General features: G+C 68.8%; 18 protein-coding genes. 12 read left to right on the forward strand and 6 right to left on the reverse strand.

The genetic code is table 11. The features are described from left to right. Nucleotides 1-51 precede the first annotated feature (51 nt). The gene (locus ACIA58_RS32995) at nucleotides 52-762 is read left to right on the forward strand and encodes a hypothetical protein (protein ID WP_396407721.1); all 711 of its coding nucleotides are present in this window, start codon (nucleotides 52-54) and stop codon (nucleotides 760-762) included. Here the strand turns inward: ACIA58_RS32995 and ACIA58_RS33000 are convergent. From ACIA58_RS33000 to ACIA58_RS33010, 3 genes are all read right to left on the reverse strand, one after another. Next, complete coding sequence (locus ACIA58_RS33000) at nucleotides 759-1,145, reverse strand: pilus assembly protein CpaE (RefSeq protein WP_396407722.1); 387 nt, start codon at nucleotides 1,143-1,145, stop codon at nucleotides 759-761. The genes ACIA58_RS32995 and ACIA58_RS33000 overlap by 4 nt on opposite strands. A 64-nt stretch (nucleotides 1,146-1,209) precedes the next feature. Then, nucleotides 1,210-1,581 carry a hypothetical protein gene (locus tag ACIA58_RS33005; protein ID WP_396407723.1) on the reverse strand — a complete coding sequence of 124 codons (372 nt, stop codon included), beginning with the start codon at nucleotides 1,579-1,581 and terminating at the stop codon, nucleotides 1,210-1,212. 20 nt (nucleotides 1,582-1,601) lie between these two features. After that, the gene (locus tag ACIA58_RS33010) at nucleotides 1,602-2,318 is read right to left on the reverse strand and encodes a M15 family metallopeptidase (RefSeq protein ID WP_396407724.1); all 717 of its coding nucleotides are present in this window, start codon (nucleotides 2,316-2,318) and stop codon (nucleotides 1,602-1,604) included. 179 nt (nucleotides 2,319-2,497) lie between these two features. Between ACIA58_RS33010 and ACIA58_RS33015 the strand changes: the two genes are divergently transcribed. After that, entirely contained in the window at nucleotides 2,498-3,853 is a 1,356-nt protein-coding gene (locus ACIA58_RS33015) for a sensor histidine kinase (RefSeq protein ID WP_396407845.1), read from the forward strand. Further along, on the forward strand, nucleotides 3,850-4,590 hold the full coding sequence (locus ACIA58_RS33020; RefSeq protein ID WP_396407846.1) for a response regulator: 741 nt from the start codon (nucleotides 3,850-3,852) through the stop codon (nucleotides 4,588-4,590). Before ACIA58_RS33015 ends, ACIA58_RS33020 begins: the two co-directional genes overlap by 4 nt. A gap of 183 nt (nucleotides 4,591-4,773) precedes the next feature. Here the strand turns inward: ACIA58_RS33020 and ACIA58_RS33025 are convergent, their stop codons facing one another. Beyond that, nucleotides 4,774-5,754 carry a helix-turn-helix transcriptional regulator gene (locus ACIA58_RS33025; RefSeq protein ID WP_396407725.1) on the reverse strand — a complete coding sequence of 327 codons (981 nt, stop codon included), beginning with the start codon at nucleotides 5,752-5,754 and terminating at the stop codon, nucleotides 4,774-4,776. 61 nt (nucleotides 5,755-5,815) lie between these two features. On the opposite strand from ACIA58_RS33025, the gene ACIA58_RS33030 reads away from it, so the two are divergent. Beyond that, the gene (locus ACIA58_RS33030; protein WP_396407726.1) at nucleotides 5,816-6,982 is read left to right on the forward strand and encodes an epoxide hydrolase family protein; all 1,167 of its coding nucleotides are present in this window, start codon (nucleotides 5,816-5,818) and stop codon (nucleotides 6,980-6,982) included. Continuing rightward, nucleotides 6,979-8,073: a winged helix DNA-binding domain-containing protein gene (locus ACIA58_RS33035; RefSeq protein ID WP_396407727.1), complete on the forward strand. Its 1,095-nt coding sequence runs from the start codon at nucleotides 6,979-6,981 to the stop codon at nucleotides 8,071-8,073. Before ACIA58_RS33030 ends, ACIA58_RS33035 begins: the two co-directional genes overlap by 4 nt. On the opposite strand, the gene ACIA58_RS33040 is transcribed toward ACIA58_RS33035, so the two are convergent. Beyond that, complete coding sequence (locus ACIA58_RS33040; RefSeq protein WP_396407728.1) at nucleotides 8,070-8,435, reverse strand: MmcQ/YjbR family DNA-binding protein; 366 nt, start codon at nucleotides 8,433-8,435, stop codon at nucleotides 8,070-8,072. The two genes, ACIA58_RS33035 and ACIA58_RS33040, sit on opposite strands and share 4 nt — an antisense overlap. 43 nt (nucleotides 8,436-8,478) lie before the next feature. On the opposite strand from ACIA58_RS33040, the gene ACIA58_RS33045 reads away from it, so the two are divergent. Genes ACIA58_RS33045 through ACIA58_RS33060 form a run of 4 tightly spaced genes read left to right on the forward strand, consistent with a single transcriptional unit; the run spans nucleotide 8,479 to nucleotide 12,439 of the window. Beyond that, nucleotides 8,479-9,555, forward strand: coding sequence for an alpha/beta hydrolase (locus ACIA58_RS33045; RefSeq protein ID WP_396407729.1), 1,077 nt, complete (start codon nucleotides 8,479-8,481; stop codon nucleotides 9,553-9,555). Next, complete coding sequence (locus ACIA58_RS33050) at nucleotides 9,515-10,261, forward strand: esterase family protein (protein ID WP_396407730.1); 747 nt, start codon at nucleotides 9,515-9,517, stop codon at nucleotides 10,259-10,261. The genes ACIA58_RS33045 and ACIA58_RS33050 overlap by 41 nt, the downstream gene beginning before the upstream one ends. Before the next feature lie 52 nt (nucleotides 10,262-10,313). Next, nucleotides 10,314-11,549 (forward strand): RimK family alpha-L-glutamate ligase, encoded by a 1,236-nt coding sequence (locus ACIA58_RS33055; protein ID WP_396407731.1) that lies wholly within the window; start codon nucleotides 10,314-10,316, stop codon nucleotides 11,547-11,549. Between the two features lie 5 nt (nucleotides 11,550-11,554). Then, nucleotides 11,555-12,439 (forward strand): amidohydrolase family protein, encoded by an 885-nt coding sequence (locus tag ACIA58_RS33060; protein WP_396407732.1) that lies wholly within the window; start codon nucleotides 11,555-11,557, stop codon nucleotides 12,437-12,439. An 84-nt stretch (nucleotides 12,440-12,523) separates the two neighbouring features. Here ACIA58_RS33060 and ACIA58_RS33065 read toward each other — a convergent pair whose 3' ends face one another. Next, nucleotides 12,524-13,270: a TRM11 family SAM-dependent methyltransferase gene (locus tag ACIA58_RS33065; protein WP_396407733.1), complete on the reverse strand. Its 747-nt coding sequence runs from the start codon at nucleotides 13,268-13,270 to the stop codon at nucleotides 12,524-12,526. 175 nt (nucleotides 13,271-13,445) lie between these two features. Between ACIA58_RS33065 and ACIA58_RS33070 the strand changes: the two genes are divergently transcribed. Genes ACIA58_RS33070 through ACIA58_RS33080 form a run of 3 tightly spaced genes read left to right on the forward strand, consistent with a single transcriptional unit; the run spans nucleotide 13,446 to nucleotide 15,006 of the window. Continuing rightward, nucleotides 13,446-13,898, forward strand: a complete 453-nt coding sequence (locus tag ACIA58_RS33070) for a GNAT family N-acetyltransferase (RefSeq protein ID WP_396407734.1) — start codon at nucleotides 13,446-13,448, stop codon at nucleotides 13,896-13,898. A 2-nt stretch (nucleotides 13,899-13,900) separates the two neighbouring features. Continuing rightward, nucleotides 13,901-14,626 carry a class I SAM-dependent methyltransferase gene (locus ACIA58_RS33075; RefSeq protein ID WP_396407735.1) on the forward strand — a complete coding sequence of 242 codons (726 nt, stop codon included), beginning with the start codon at nucleotides 13,901-13,903 and terminating at the stop codon, nucleotides 14,624-14,626. An 11-nt stretch (nucleotides 14,627-14,637) separates the two neighbouring features. Then, nucleotides 14,638-15,006: a hypothetical protein gene (locus ACIA58_RS33080; protein ID WP_396407736.1), complete on the forward strand. Its 369-nt coding sequence runs from the start codon at nucleotides 14,638-14,640 to the stop codon at nucleotides 15,004-15,006. Nucleotides 15,007-15,013 lie beyond the last annotated feature (7 nt).

Genomic DNA, 15,013 nt, shown 5'->3' on the forward strand with positions numbered 1-15,013 from the left:
GATGCCGTCGGTTGATACTTAAGTTTCGCGTCGTCACGTTACGTTCGGATCATGGGGTCGACGACCGGGACACCACAGCGCACGGTGATCGGGCATTCCACCGGGGACAAGGTGCTGTTGTTCGGCGGGTTGCCGCTGGTCGGACTGGTGCTCGGGTTCTTCCTGCCGCGGATCGCTCGCTGGGCGGCCGCGCGGGACTGGGTGCCGTTCGACGGTGCGCTGAAGCTGATCGCGCACTGGAACGGCTGGTGGGTCGTCGTGGTCTGCGTCGTACTCGGGCTGGTCGCCGGCGTACTGCTGGCCGGGATGGCGCTCGACGACATCCTGAAGGTGACGATCACCCATCGGTCGGTCGAGTTCCTGAAGAACCAGAAGACCGTGACGGTGCCGCGGGAGAAGGTCGCGGTCGCGTTCCTGGACGGCAAGGAGATCGTGCTGCAGGACGCCTCGTCGCGGGAGCTGGCGCGCGAGAAGCACGACCAGCTGAAGTCGGAGGCGAAGCAGATCCCGGTCGCCTTCCGCGCGCACGGCTACCCGTGGTCCGACGCCGGCGACCCGCACGAGTCCGACTTCCGCCGCTGGATCGAGGACGATCCCGACCTCCCGCCTGCGGTCAACGCGATCCTCAAGGTCCGCTCCAAGGCCTTCGACCAGGGCGACAAGGGGAAGGCCGACCTGCGCGAACTGCGTGCCGAACTCGCCAATCTCGGCTACACGGTGAAAGACAGGGACAAGAAGCAGTACTGGCGGCCGCCGGGCTAGGCGCCGAGGAGGTGGATGACTGCTTGGGCGTAGGCCTGTTCGGCGTCTGCGGCGGTGTGGGTGCTTTCGGTCAGGCTGACCTGGTAGCCCTCGGGGACCGACTCCAGGGACCGGAAGTAGTCGCCCAGCAGGGTGCGGAGTTGCTCTTCGCGTGGCAGCCAGATGACCTCGCGTTGCTCGATGCTGTCCAGTGCCCACTCGGTGGTGCCGTTGAAGCCGATCACCTTGCTGCCCTGGTAGTCGTGCACCTCGACGGTCATGTCGCTCACCACGAACACGTCCTCGTCCATGTCCCGGTCCGGTACGACGAATCGGTCGCCCGCCGACGGGCTCCACAGCACCCCGGCCTTGCGCAGTCGTCCGGCCTGCTCGATCGTGATCACCCCTCCATCCTCCCCACGGCACACAAACACCGCAGGTTCGCGGCGAGCCGTGGGGGGACGGAGGTCAGCGGTCGAGTGCGCTGCGCAGTTCCTCGGCGCGGTGCGCGATCCGGTCCCGGACCTCGCCGGTCAGCGGCAGATCCAGGAGCGCGGTCGCCTGCAGGTGGCTGAGCCCGAACTGCGCGCGGAGCCGTCGTACAGCGGTGTCGCGGTCCGCGGACGCTCGCAGTACCTCGGCCACCTCGTCGCGGCGTTCGAAGGCGGCCAGCACGCCGTCGTAGATCTCGAGTTGCGTGTACGCGGACCGGTCCGGCTCCGGCACGACCGTCACGTCTCCCTTCTCGCTGGAGCGGATCACCTGCCGCCACAGTGCGGGCACGGCCAGGCGGGCGCGGGTGTAGCGCCGGGTCAGGGGCTGCGCGTAGGTCATGGTCATGGTGAGTTCCCCCTTGGGTTTCAGTCAGCCTTGGCGACCGCGTGCGGTTCGCGCGGCGGACACTTGGTACCGGGCGCGGTCAGCGCCTCGAAGTGCCACGGTTCGTTGTCGTACCGGCGGCACACGCCGTACCGCCAGCCGTTCTTGTTCAGCCACGTCATGGCGGCGGCCGGACCGATGTCGACGGCCTTGCCCTGCACGTGGGCGGAGTACTTCGGCGGCAGCACCCAGCGCGTGGCCACCTTGTACGAGCCGTACTTCTTGATCGCCGCGTTCAGCAGGCGCTGCTGCTTGGTCGCGCTGCGCCGGGCGGAGGTGATGCTGATCCTGATGCCGTCGGCCTTCGCGGCCGCCATCGCCTTCTTCAGGCGCGCCTTCAGCTTCGGCGAGAGCCCGTTGATGCTCTCCTCCGCCACCACCGGCGTGGACTCCTTCGCCGGCTTCTTCGTGGGAGTCGTCGACGTGGTCCTGGTCGGGGTCTTGGCAGGCGTGGAGGGGCGGCGGGTCGGCGTCGGGGTGGTGGTGGACGGCGTGCTCGCCGGCGGCGCACCGACGGCCGGAGCGCTCACGGTCGACACCACCGGCTCCTTGTCCGCGGCGAGGCCGAGGAAGTCCCCGACCTGCGCGTGCCACAGCAGCAGCGATCCGGCGACCGCGCCGACCCCGACCACACCGATCACGGACAGCAACCGCGTCCGCACCGCGCCGGGTCGGCGTGGCGGCAGGTCGTTCCTCATGGGGTACAGCCTCTCGGATCGGGCACGGTGGCACATCGGTCCCAGGGACCGTCCTCACGTCCCACTTCTAGCCCCTGAGTATCAGTTCGGACGCCGAGCCTCCTCCAAAAGTTGGAGAGACTGCCCCTCCGGGCAGATGAAGCTTCGGCAAACACGAACTGACTACGCTGGGCGACGTGATGGGAGTCTGGCGTCGATTGTCGCAGGGGCAGCAGGATCTGCTGCTCGCTGCGGTCATCGGCCTGGTCTGGTTCGCCGCGCTGAACCTGATCAACGGCACCGGTCTGCGCCCGCACAACCCCGCCGTGTCCGTGGTGACCGGCGTCTTCCTGGTCGCGACGGTCGCCTTCGTACGGCGGATCCCCCGCACCATGCTCCTCGTCGTCTCGGTGCTCTACCCGTTCCTGTACGCCGCCGCCGGCACCGGCCTGGCCGCCCAGGTCGGGCTGACGATGTTCGGCCAGCCCCAGATCAGCGACGCCGCGCTGCAGTCGGAGATCCATCTGGTCCCGCTGCTCGTCGTCGGGTACCTCGCGGCGTCGGCCGGCGTACGGCGGTTCACCTGTCTGTTCTTCACGATGGGAAGCCTGGCCGCGCTGATGATCGGGCTGCCGACTGTGGTCGCGATCGTGCTGAGCCACGTGAACCGGGACATCCTGCTCGGCGACCGGTACCGGAGCCTCCCCCGCGACGTGGCGAGTCTGTACAGCTACATCGACGTCTCACTGTTCGTGTTCGCGGAGGCACTGATCTGCGGGATGGTGCTGCTCGGCGCGGACGCCCGGCGTCGGCGCAAGAGCGTGGCTCTGCTGGAGCAGCGGAACGCCGAACTGGTCCGCCTGCGCGCGGTCGAGGCCGAGCGGGCGGCCGTGGCGGAGCGGACCCGGATCGCCCGCGACCTGCACGACGTGATCTCGCACCACGTCAGCGCGGTCGTGATCCGGGCCCAGGCGGCCGACCGGGTGGCCGACCAGCGCCCCGAGGTACTGCGGGAGGCGATCCGCTGGATCATTGCCAGCGGCAAGGAAGCGTTGACCGCGATGCGGGAGACGGTCCGGGTGCTGAACACGGCCTCGCCCCAGATCGCCGGCGACACCGGCTCGGGCGGCGGGACCGCGCCGGTGCCCGACCTGGCCGACGTCGCGCGGATGGGCGAGCGGCTGAAGGCGGTCGGGATCGACGTGACGATGGACCTGCCGCCGCGGCAGCGCCAGCTCACCTCGGCGGCCGACCTGACCGCGGTGCGGATCATCCAGGAGGCGCTGACCAACGTGATGGTGCACGCGAAGGCGACCGCCGCGCGGGTGACCTGGCAGAGTGGGCCGCAGGGTGAGCTGCTCACCATCGACGACAACGGGAACGGCGGGCCGCCGCCGGTGAACGTGCTGGAGACCGCCCGGCGCAGCGAGAGCGGTCGCGGCAACGGGCTGATCGGGATGCGGGAACGGGCCACAGCGGTCGGCGGAACCCTCGCCGTCGCGGCCGGCCCCCTGGGTGGATGGAGAGTACAGGCATGGCTGCCGCCGCAGAACTGAGCGAGTCGATCCGGATCCTGGTCGCCGACGACCAGGGCGTGATCCGGATGGGCCTGGCGATGATCCTCGACCACGAGCCGGACCTGACCACGGTCGCCCAGGCCGAGAACGGCGAGGAGGCGCTCCGGCTGATCGAGCAGTACGACCCGGACGTCGTGCTGATGGACATCCGGATGCCGGTGATGGACGGCCTGGTCGCCACCGAGCGGATCACCACCGCCAACCGGGAGGCCGGGCGCGCGCGGCCCGCCGTACTGGTGCTGACCACGTTCGACGACGAGGCGTACGTGCTGGCCGCGGTCCGGGCCGGGGCGTCCGGGTTCCTGCTGAAGGACACCGATCCGGACCTGCTGGTGTCAGCTGTCCGCGCGGTGTACCGCGGCGACTCGCTCGTCGACCCGGCCTCGACGCGGGTGCTGCTGGAGCGCTGCATGGAGCTGGAGCGCCAGGTCGACGGCGGTACGCCGAACGCCGTGCCCGCGCAACCGGACGCCCGCTGGGTCGGACTGCTCGCCCAGCTCAGCGAACGGGAACGCGAGATCCTGGTCTGGATGGCTCGTGGCCTGTCCAACCGCGACCTCGCGACCAAGCTCTTCGTCAGCGAGACCACGATCAAGACCCACGTGAGCTCGGTCCTGTCCAAGCTCGGCCTGTCGAGCCGGGTCCAGGCGGTCGTCGTCGCTTACGAGGCCGGCGTGGTCCGGCCGGGTGAGGCCGACGTGCGGTGGGATTCCTAGAGATGTCCTAGAGATACAGCCAGAGCGCGACCGCCCCCACGGCGAGCAGAATCAGAACAGTCAAGGCTTGGCTCAGCACCGACGCCTTCTGGCGCCGGGGTAGGAAATCCCCAGTCATGCTTCAAGAGTCGCTCGCGGAACCTCGCCGCCCATCGGCCGTCAGGATGGTTCCGGCCTACTACCTCAGGATGACTGATCGTTGCCAGGGGCATCCGAACGGGCCGCGCGGTGCAGACGATCGGCCAGTGCGGTCAGGGCGGCCGAGAGTTCCGGCGCGTCGATGACCTCGAAGTCGACGTCGAGCAGCCCGAGATAGAGGGTGAGCATCTGCGGGGTGTCCGATCCGAGCCGGATCTGGCAGCGGTCCGGGCCGAGCTCTTCGATCTCGACCGGCAGCGGGAGCTTGGCGCGGACGTCGGCCGCGGAGGTGTGCAGCAGGACGCGGGCGAAGTACCGCCAGGTCGCCGTGCCGACGCCGCGCTGCAAGTAGGCGGCGACCTCGGTCTCCGGCAGCTCCCGGGGAGTGAAGCGCGGGCCGCCGGGGATCTTCGGCGTGATCCGGTCGGCCCGGAAGGTCCGCCAGTCGTCGCGATCCGGATCCCAGGCGATCAGGTACCAGCGGCGGCCCATGCTGACCAGCCGGTGCGGCTCGACCTCGCGGCTGCTCGACCGCCCGTCGTGGTTCGCGTAGTCGAAGCGCAGGCGGTGTTCGGAGCGGATCGCCGCGGCGATCGCGATCATCACGTCGGCATCGACCTTCGGCCCGGCGCCCGGTACGGCGAGCGTCGCCGACTGCATCGCGCTGACCCGATGGCGCAGGCGTGGCGGCAGGACCTGCTCGAGTTTGGCCAGCGCCCGGATCGAGGTCTCGCCGATGCCCTCCACGCCTCCGTTGGCGGCGGTGCGCAGTCCGATCGCGACCGCCACGGCTTCGTCGTCGTCCAGCAGCAGAGGTGGCAACGCGGCACCCGCCCCCAACCGGTAGCCGCCGGTGAGACCGGGCGCGGCCTCCACCGGATAGCCGAGTTGCCGCAGGCGATCGACATCGGTCCGGATGGTCCGCGTGGTCACTCCGAGCCGGCCGGCCAGCTCCGGGCCGGACCACAGCGCGCGGGCCTGGAGCAACGACAGCAGCCGGAGCAGCCGGGCGGAGGTGTTCAACATTCGTCCAGGATGCCGCTTACTGCGGAAGAAAGTCTTCCGCAGTGGCTTCTAGGGTCGAATCATGACCGACGCACAAGAGATCCGTCCGTTTCTGATCGAGGTCGACGACGCTGATCTGGCCGACCTGAAGCTCCGGCTCGAGCGCACCCGCCGGCCGCATCCCGTGCCGGGAGACACCGACGACTGGAGCCGCGGGATCCCCGCCGGCCACCTGCGTGACCTCGCCGAGTACTGGCGTACTTCGTACGACTGGCGGAAGGCGGAGCAGGAGCTCAACAGCTTTCCGCAGTACACGACCGAGATCGACGGCCAGACGATCCACTTCTTCCATGTCCGCTCGCCCGAGCCGGACGCGATGCCGCTTCTGATCACCCACGGCTATCCCGGATCGGCGGTCGAGTTCCTCCGTCTGCTCGGACCGTTGTCCGACCCGGTCGCACACGGCGGGCAGGCCTCGGACGCCTTCCACGTGGTGGTGCCTTCGTTGCCCGGGTTCGGGTTCTCGACCCCGTTGTCCAGTGGCGGCTGGGAGCTGGGGCGGACCACCGCCGCGTTCGCCGAACTGATGACCAGACTCGGGTACGAGCGTTTCGCGGCGCAGGGTGGCGACATCGGCGCGGGTGTCACCGGCCACCTCGGCGCGACCGTGCCCGACCGGGTGATCGGCACGCACGTGAACAGCGATCGAGGGACCCTCGGGATGGCGGGCGAGTTCTTGCCGCTGCCGGACGACCTCGACGCCGACGACCTGACCGTCATCGAGCAGGCCAAGACGTCCTGGAAGGCGGGACGCGGCTACCTGGATCTGCAGAGCCACACGCCGGAGACGATCGCGCCGGCGCTGACCGACTCACCGGTCGCGCAGCTGGCCTGGATCGCGGAGAAGTTCCAGCTGTGGACCGATCCGTCGAAGTCTCCCGAGGAGTCGGTGGACCGGGACCAATTGCTGACCCTGGTGAGCATCTACTGGTTCCGCGGCGCGGGCGCGAGCGCGGCGCGCTTCCTGTACGAGGCGGCGCACTCCAACCTCGGCTGGGGCGCGCAGTCGTCGGTGCCGGCCGGCTGGGCCGTCTTCAACAGCAGCCCGGTCGTCCGCCGGATCACCGACCCGGAGCACCGGATCGCGCACTGGTCGGACTTCGCCGAGGGCGGGCACTTCCCGGCGATGGAGTGCGGCGAGTTGCTGGTCGAGGACATGCGCGCCTTCTTCCGTACGCTGGCCCGATGAACAACCCCGTCCTCAGCCGTCGCGAGCTCAATCGGGCGCTCCTGCAGCGGCAGCAGTTGTTGCGCCGGGAGCCCGGTTCGGTCGCCGAGTTGGTCGAGCGCCTGGTCGGACTCCAGGCGCAGGCGCCGCTGGCGGCGTACGTCGCGCTGTGGTCGAGGCTCGAGGACTTCGACCCGGCCGGGTTGTCCGAGCTGATGACCGAGCGCAAGGCGGTTCGTGCCTCGCTGATGCGGGCCACGATCCACCTGGTCACCGCGGACGACTGCGTGCTGTTGTGGCGGCTCGTGCATCCGGTCGCGGACCGTGGACTGCGAGGCGCGTTCGGCAAGCAACTCGCCGGGGCCGACATCGACGCTGTCGTTGCCTATGGCACCGACTTGCTGAGCCGGGAGCCGTACAGCCGCAGCCGGCTCCGGGACGTGCTCGGCGAACGCTGGCCGGACTGGGACGCGACGGCGATGGCGTACGCCGTGAGCTATCTGACCGGCACCGTCCAGGTCACACCGCGCGGGGTCTGGGGCGAGACCGGTCCGGCCGCGCTGCAGACGATCGAGAGCTGGCTCGGCCGGTCGCCGGTGGCGGATCCGTCGATCGACGCGCTCGTACTGCGCTATCTGGCCGCATTCGGACCGGCGAGCGTGGCCGACGTACAGCAATGGTCGGGGTTGACGAAGCTGCGAGAGGTCGTGGACCGGCTCCGGCCCGGCTTGCGTGTGTACGCCGACGAGGACGGGCGGGAGCTGTTCGACGTACCGGACGGGCCGTTGCCTGATGGCGAGACGCCGGCGCCGGTGCGGTTCCTGCCGGAGTACGACAATCTGCTGCTTTCGCACGCGGATCGACGGCGGGTCAACCCGGCGGGACGGCCGGTTCCGCTGCCGCCGGGCAACGGCGCCGCGATGGGCACCGTCCTGATCGACGGGGACTACGCGGCCGATTGGCGCCATCACCGCGGCGCCGACCCGAGTCTGAAGGTCATCACCCACGGACCGATCACCGCCGACGCGCGGGACGCCGTCCAGGCCGAAGCGACTGAGCTCCTCACCTTGATCGGCAGCAAGGACACGCCGGTCGTCGTGACGGATCGCTAGGCGTCACCGAAGTACTCGCGGCGGACCTTCTTCGGGACGCACAGCGACCAGGCGTCGAGGATCAGTTCGCGGAGTTCGTCGTACTCGACGGCCGCGAGGTTGAGCCCGATCCACTGGAAGCGCTCCTCGGAGGGGCGCGGCGGAAGGAACTTGTCCGGCTCCGCGGCCAGTGCGGCGGCGCGTTCCTCGCGCGGGAAACCCAGGCCGATCGTCTGCTCGTCGGGCGCGACGGCGAGGTAGACGATCTGGCCGACGCGGAACTTGATCCGGTCGCGGACCAGCACCTCGTAGCTGCGCGGGAGGTCCGCAGTGATTTCGCGGATGTCGGTGAGATCGACCACCTTGCCACGATAGACCGCCATCACTGACAACTTCTGTCAGTGATTTCGCCGGTACCTTGGTTGGATGCCTGCTGTCGTGAGCGCGGTCGAGGGAGCCGAGGTGGTGTTCCGCCTCGGTGACGCTGCGCATGCGTTCACGGGCGTTCGGTTGTGGCAGGAGCTCGGTCTGCCGGCGGAACTGCTCGAGTTCAAGCCGGTCACCTACGGCTGGGAGCTGCGGCTGCCACGCCCATCGGTGCACCGGATGGAGTACCTGTTCGACATCGCCGACCTCGGGATGCGGACCGATCCGACCAACCCGCGGGTGGTCGGCGGCGCGTTCGGCGACCACTCGTGGCTGCCGCTGCCGGGGTACGTCGAGCCGTCGTGGATCACGGTCGCTCCGATCGCGTCGACCCAGGTCCCGCTCGTGGTCGACGCCCCGGTCGGGCCGGTCGACGTCCAGATCTGGGCGCCGGAGGGCATCGCGCCGACGTTCGAGCTGCCGTTGCTGCTGTCCCACGACGGCCCCGAGTTCGCCGCGTACGCCGGTCTGACGCACTACGCCGGCGCGATGATCGCCTCCGGTTCGCTCCCGCCGTTCCGGTTGGCGCTGGTCCGGCCGACGTCGCGGAACCTCTGGTACGCCGCGAATCCGCAGTACGCCTCGTCCCTGACGCAGGACGTGGTGCCGGCCGTGCAGGCGCAGTACCAGAGCCGTCAGCCCGTGATGATGGGGGCGAGTCTCGGGGCGCTGGCCGCGCTGCACGCGGAGTGGAGCCACCCGGGGACGTTCGCGGGCCTGTTCCTGCAGTCGGGGTCGTTCTTCACGATGGAGACCGATCCGCAGGAGTCGAAGTTCGAGTTCTACGCCGAGGTGACCGGGTTCGTCGAGCAGGTGCTGACGGCAACCACGGCCCCGAGCACACCGCCGGTCGGGATGACCGCCGGGACGACCGAGGAGAACGTGCACAACAACCGGGTGATGGCGGCGAGGCTCGCCGAGCTCGGGTTCGAGGTGACGCTCGACGAAACACCCGACATGCACAACTTCACAGCCTGGCGGGATGTGCTCCATCCTGATCTGACGGATCTTCTGCGGCAGACCTGGGGTGGGGCTGATGGAACGGGAACAGGCCGAGTTGGAGGCGCCGGGGCTTGACCGGCCCGGAACAGTGATCCGCTACGGGCATTTCGGCCGCCCGGTGCTGGTCTTTCCGAGCGAGCAGGGCCGAGCCTGGGACTACGAGAACAACGGCATGGTCGACGCCGTCGCCGACCTCATCGAGGCCGGGCGGGTGAAGCTGTACTGCGTCGACTCCTACGACCACGTCAGCTGGTCGGACCGGAGCATCCAGCTCGAGGACCGGGCCCGGCGGCACGAACTCTACGAGTCCTGGATCGTGAACCAGGTCGTGCCGACGATCGCGGCCGACTCGCCCGGGGTCGCGGACATCGTCACCACCGGCTGCAGCCTGGGCGCGTTCCATGCGCTGAACTTCGCCTTCAAACGGGCCGACCTGTTCCCGATCGCGATCTGCCAGTCGGGCAACTACGACGCGAGCAGTTGGCACGCCTGGGGCGAGCGCGGCGACGCGACGTACTTCAACAATCCGGCCGACTACCTGCCCAACCTGTCCGGTGAGCATCTCGACTGGTTGCGGAAGCGCTTGTTCATCCTGCTCACCGTGGGTCAGGGTGACTGGGAGACGAATCCGACCGGCTCGCTGCCGTCGGCCCGCGCGACCGACGCCATGCTGACCGAGAAAGCCATCCCGCATGAGCTGGATCTGTGGGGGTACGACGTAGCACACGACTGGCCCTGGTGGCAGCAGCAGCTCGCCCATCATCTTCCTCGCTTCTGCTGAAGGAGACTTCCTCTCTTTCTTTCCTCCCTTCCTCGATCCAGTAGGAGATCTTGTGTCTGACCGTTCGCGTCATCTGATCGGGTTGTTGCTCGGGGCCGAGGAGGACTGGCCGCAGGCGTTCGAGGCGTTGCTGCAGCGGGTCGGGCCGGTGGCCCTGGACGGGCAGGAGCACGAGTTCGGGTCCCGGCGGCTGACCATCGAGCCGTTCGACCTGAACGATCCGGTCCGGGTCGGGCTGGTGATCGACCGGCTCGCGTACTGGTACTACCACCCGCGCGAGTGGCTGAAGAAGGCCGCGCTGATGAACGGCACGTACCTGCTGAACTCCCCGTTCACGTTCCAGTCGATGGAGAAACACTCGGCGTACTGCGCGATGCTGCGGCTCGGGCTGAAGATCCCACGGACCGTGCTGGTGCCGTACAAGAACCCGGTCGACAACGTGCGCTGGGCGTACACGTCGGCGAAGTACAACCGGCCGTTCGACCTGGACGCGATCGCCGACGACCTCGGCTACCCGCTGTACATGAAGCCGTTCGACGGCGGTGGCTGGCGCGGGGTCTCGCGGATCAACAACCGCGACGACCTGCACCGGGCGTACGACGAGTCCGACGAGATGCTGATGCACCTGCAGGCCACGGTCGAGTACGACAAGTTCGCCCGCGCGCTGTCGATCGGCGCCGAGACGATGGTGATGGACTTCCGCCCGGACGAGCCGATGCACAACCGGTACGCCGTCTCGCACGGCTTCCTGAGCCCGTCCGCCGGGCACCAGACCGTGGCGATCAGCCGGATCGTGAACGCGTTCTTCGGCTGGGAGTTCAACTCCTGCGAGATGCTGGTCGCGGGCGACGAGGTGTACCCGATCGACTATGCCAACGCCTGCCCGGACGTCGCGGTCACGTCGCTGCACTACTACTTCCCGTGGGCGATCAGCGCGCTGGTCAAATGGTCGGTGTTCTCGCTCGCCACCGGGCGTCGCAGCAAGGTCGACCTGCATACCGAGCGGTACTTCGAGATCGCCGACGACGAGTCCATGGACTACGACGCCAAGCTCGACGGATACCTTGCGCTCGCGGACGAGCACTTCGAAACCACGAAGTACCAGGAATGGTGCGCCGCTCATCTGGGCGACTTCGACCTGCGGGTCCGCGACTGGGTCAGCGGTCCGGACTTCGCCCGGCTGCTCCGCGAGACCGTCGTCGCGACGTACCCGGAGCACGAGCAGGAGAAGTTCTACGCCCACTTCAAGGGCCTGACCGACCTGTGGCTGGCCGATCAGGCAGGCTAGAGGGCGTGCGTGACGCAGAGGTACCGGCGTGGTGGCGGCGACTCGGACTCGACGGGCTGGTGGATGTGCATGTGCACTTCCTGCCGGACCGGGTGATGAACGCGGTCTGGGCGTACTTCGACCAGGCTGGTGAGCATTACGGGACCGAGTGGCCGATCACGTACCGGACATCGGTCGAGGAACGGCTGAAGACCCTTTCGGAGCTGGGCGTGCGGGCGTTCCCCGCGCTGGTCTATCCGCACAAGCCGGGGATGGCGGAGTCGCTCAACTCCTGGGCCCGGGACTTCGCTGCCCGTACGCCGGGTTGCGTGCCGAGCGGGACGTTCTTCGCCGAGCCCTCGGCGGCCGGCTATGTCCGCGAGGCGTTGGAGCTGGGCACCCGCATCTTCAAGGTCCACGTGCAGGTCGGCGATTTCGACCCGCGGTCCGGCGAGCTCGACGACGTGTGGGGTCAGCTCGCCGAGGCCGGTACGCCGGTGGTCGTGCACTGCGGCTCCGGTCCGATCCCGGGCCGGCATACCGGTCCGGGGCCGATGGGTGAGGTGTTGAGGCGGCACCCTCGGTTGACCGCGGTGATCGCTCACCTCGGCATGCCGGAGTACGCCGAGCATCTCGCGCTCACGTCGTACCCCAACGTCCACCTCGACACGACGATGGCGCTCACCCCGTTCGTCGAGGCGATGATGCCCTTCCCTCGCGAACTGGCGTCGCGAATGGGTGACCTGCAGGACCGGATCGTGCTGGGCTCCGACTTCCCGAACATCCCCTACGAGTACGCCGTACAGCTCTCCAGCCTGGAGTCACTCGAGCTGGGCGACGACTGGCTGCGGGCCGTCTGCTGGGAGAACGGCGCGCGGCTACTCGGCCTTGCAAGCGCCGCCGAGGGGTGAGCAGCAGCCCGACCAGGAGGATCGCCGCGAGGTAGGTGCACAGCAGGGTCTGGGTCGAGTCGGCGACGACAGCGTTCAGCCTGGTCACCTTGGACGGGTGAGTACATAGGCCGTGGGAGTGGCGCCGTTGTACTTGAGGAGGCGTTGGCGGACGATCTTGAGGCGTCTGTGCCGCTGGACCGCGTCATGGAGAAGGCGTTTGTCCTCGGTCAGGAGGACGGCCCGGCCGGGTGGGGTCAGGACTCGGTCGAGTTCGGACAGGACGGCGGGGTAGAGCGCGCGGTTGAGCGCATGGCTGCCCACCTGCTTGCCGAACGGGAGATTCGTGACGACCCGGTCCACGCTGCCGCCCTTGAAAGGAAGAGCTTCAGCTTCGGCCTGGGCGAGCTCCTGCCCCCAGTTCCTGGCCGCGATCTCGATCCCGCGCGGATCGTGATCCGTGCCGATGATCTGGGCCGCCGGCGCGCGACGGCGCACGGCGAGCAGAATGGTCCCCGTGCCGCAGAACGGGTCGACGACGCGATGCTCCGGGCGGATCTTCGCCAACCGGACGAGCACCTCGGCGACCACCGGATTGGTTGACCACGGCAACCGTTCCAGCGGGCCGAAGCGGCGCATCCAGGACAACGGCGCCTTGCCGGAGCCGGTAATCGTGAAGTAGAGAGCACAGGCAACGAGTTCGTCCAACGGGCCGTCGACCGCGCATTCGACGGTCTCTGCGGACAGTTGACGGATCGAATGGACGGACGACATCGCGCGGAGCTCCTCGATGAGGAGATCGGCGGCGCCGTCGATGGTGTGCAGGACAAGACGGTCGGTGCAGCAGGGCACGACGAGGCTCCTGAAGGGTCGCGATCGACAGAACAGTCGAAGCGCGGCGCACGCACGACGCAGCCGGCCGACTCCGTCCGGAGCCCGCCAGGGTCGCACCTACGCCTTCAGAAACACGACATCAACGGCAGGGTATTAGGTCGCGCCACCGGTCCTCATCTGATTTTGTTGGCGGATGGCAGACGTGGAGGAACGGTCGGCGGACGACGCCGAGCTGGCCGTCCTGTTGAAGGCCGCGTTCGACGAGCTCGTCGTGCGGAACGGCGCCGAGGGACGGACGCAGGTCAAGGACGGTGCGCGGTACTTCGTGGCGCTCGACGACGAGCGGCAGCCTGTCGGCTGTGGCGCCGTACAGGTGTTCGGGCCGGACACCGCTCACCCGGGGGACGCGGAGATCAAGCGGGTGTACGTGACGCCGGCCGCCCGCGGTCGGGGGTATGCGCGGAGGTTGCTGGCCGGATTGGAGGAGGCGGCCCGGTCGGCCGGACATCCGGTCCTACGACTGACCACCGCGGAGCGACAGCCGGAGGCGATCGCGCTGTACGAGTCGAGCGGCTATGTCCGGACGGCTCCGTGGGGCAAGTACGTCAACGAGCCGCTGACCCGCTGCTACCGAAAGGCACTCTGAGCATGGCGCGCCTCCACACCGTCGATCAGTTGCTCGATGTTCTCGATCAGGTGGTGGGGGCGAGCGGTCGGGGCGATCGATCGCATGCGTCCGCCGCGGAGTACTGGACCGGGCTGCTGACGACGCCTGGACATCCGCTGACGAGCCAGCTGCCGGACGAGCCCTTGGTGGATTGGAACGAGCGCGGCCTGCTGGGCGATCTCGCCGGCGCCCGGGTGCTCGACGTCGGGTGTGGCGGAGGCCGCAATACCCGCTGGTTCGCCGAGCGGGGCGCGACGGTCGAGGGCGTCGATCTCGCGGCCGGGCTCCTCGACACGATCCGCCCAGATATGCCGTCGCCGGTCACGTTGACAGCCCTCGACGTACTGCGGGATCCGCTGCCGGCCGGGCCGTTCGACGTGGTGTACGACTCGGGATGCTTCCACCACATCGCGCCGCACCGCCGGATCACCTACCTCGAGCGGATCCTCCCCCTGGTCCGACCCGGCGGCCGGTTCGCGATCGTCACGTTCGCCGCGGAGCGGATGGAGACCCCGACCGACCTCGACGTCGTCATGACCGGCGACACGTACGGCGGCATGACGTTCTCCCTCGACGACCTCCACACGATCTTCGGCACCCTCACCCCGGTCGAGCTCCGCGCAGTACAGCCCGACCGCGCCGGCACCTTCGGCCCCGACTTCCTCAACGCCGCACTCTTCAGGAATGTGGACCCCTCGGACCTCTAGCGTGGTGGGCCGTGTCCCGACGATCCACCACCCTGCTGGCCGGCCTGCTGGCGTTGGCCGGGGCGGTCGTCGCGTACTGGGTTCGGTGGCATGAGCGCCAGGAGTGGTTGCACACCGTCGTCGCGACGAGGTGTCAGCACGTGCCACCGCTTCCTCATGTCGGCGTGGTGACCGTCACTGGCTTGATCTTGTGCCTGGCAGCAGTCGGCTGCCTCCTCGCCTCCCTACCGCGAGCCCGTCCGCTGACTCAGGCGCTGTCCGGCGTCCTGCTCATTGCCGCCATCCTCGGAGCGGCCGGTGGCGCGCTCGTTCTGGCCGACACCCCCACCAAGGCCAGCGACGGGCTGGACGGCTCCGGCCTGCCCTGTCCCAGCGGCTGACCGGAGC

Origin of the sequence: Kribbella sp. NPDC051586, from assembly GCF_044453965.1 — a bacterium.
In the GTDB taxonomy this organism is placed as follows: Bacteria; Actinomycetota; Actinomycetes; order Propionibacteriales; family Kribbellaceae; genus Kribbella.

Excerpts from the sequence above, each read along its gene's own strand:
- ACIA58_RS32995 (WP_396407721.1), top strand. The coding sequence starts at position 52 with ATGGGGTCGACGACCGGGACACCACAGCGCACGGTGATCGGGCATTCC.
- ACIA58_RS33035 (WP_396407727.1), top strand. The coding sequence starts at position 6,979 with ATGAACAACCCCGTCCTCAGCCGTCGCGAGCTCAATCGGGCGCTCCTG.
- ACIA58_RS33040 (WP_396407728.1), bottom strand. The coding sequence starts at position 8,435 with ATGGCGGTCTATCGTGGCAAGGTGGTCGATCTCACCGACATCCGCGAA.
- ACIA58_RS33075 (WP_396407735.1), top strand. The coding sequence starts at position 13,901 with ATGGCGCGCCTCCACACCGTCGATCAGTTGCTCGATGTTCTCGATCAG.
- ACIA58_RS33015 (WP_396407845.1), top strand. The coding sequence starts at position 2,498 with ATGGGAGTCTGGCGTCGATTGTCGCAGGGGCAGCAGGATCTGCTGCTC.
- ACIA58_RS33070 (WP_396407734.1), top strand. The coding sequence starts at position 13,446 with ATGGCAGACGTGGAGGAACGGTCGGCGGACGACGCCGAGCTGGCCGTC.
- ACIA58_RS33010 (WP_396407724.1), bottom strand. The coding sequence starts at position 2,318 with ATGAGGAACGACCTGCCGCCACGCCGACCCGGCGCGGTGCGGACGCGG.
- ACIA58_RS33025 (WP_396407725.1), bottom strand. The coding sequence starts at position 5,754 with ATGTTGAACACCTCCGCCCGGCTGCTCCGGCTGCTGTCGTTGCTCCAG.
- ACIA58_RS33045 (WP_396407729.1), top strand. The coding sequence starts at position 8,479 with ATGCCTGCTGTCGTGAGCGCGGTCGAGGGAGCCGAGGTGGTGTTCCGC.
- ACIA58_RS33005 (WP_396407723.1), bottom strand. The coding sequence starts at position 1,581 with ATGACCATGACCTACGCGCAGCCCCTGACCCGGCGCTACACCCGCGCC.
- ACIA58_RS33030 (WP_396407726.1), top strand. The coding sequence starts at position 5,816 with ATGACCGACGCACAAGAGATCCGTCCGTTTCTGATCGAGGTCGACGAC.
- ACIA58_RS33050 (WP_396407730.1), top strand. The coding sequence starts at position 9,515 with ATGGAACGGGAACAGGCCGAGTTGGAGGCGCCGGGGCTTGACCGGCCC.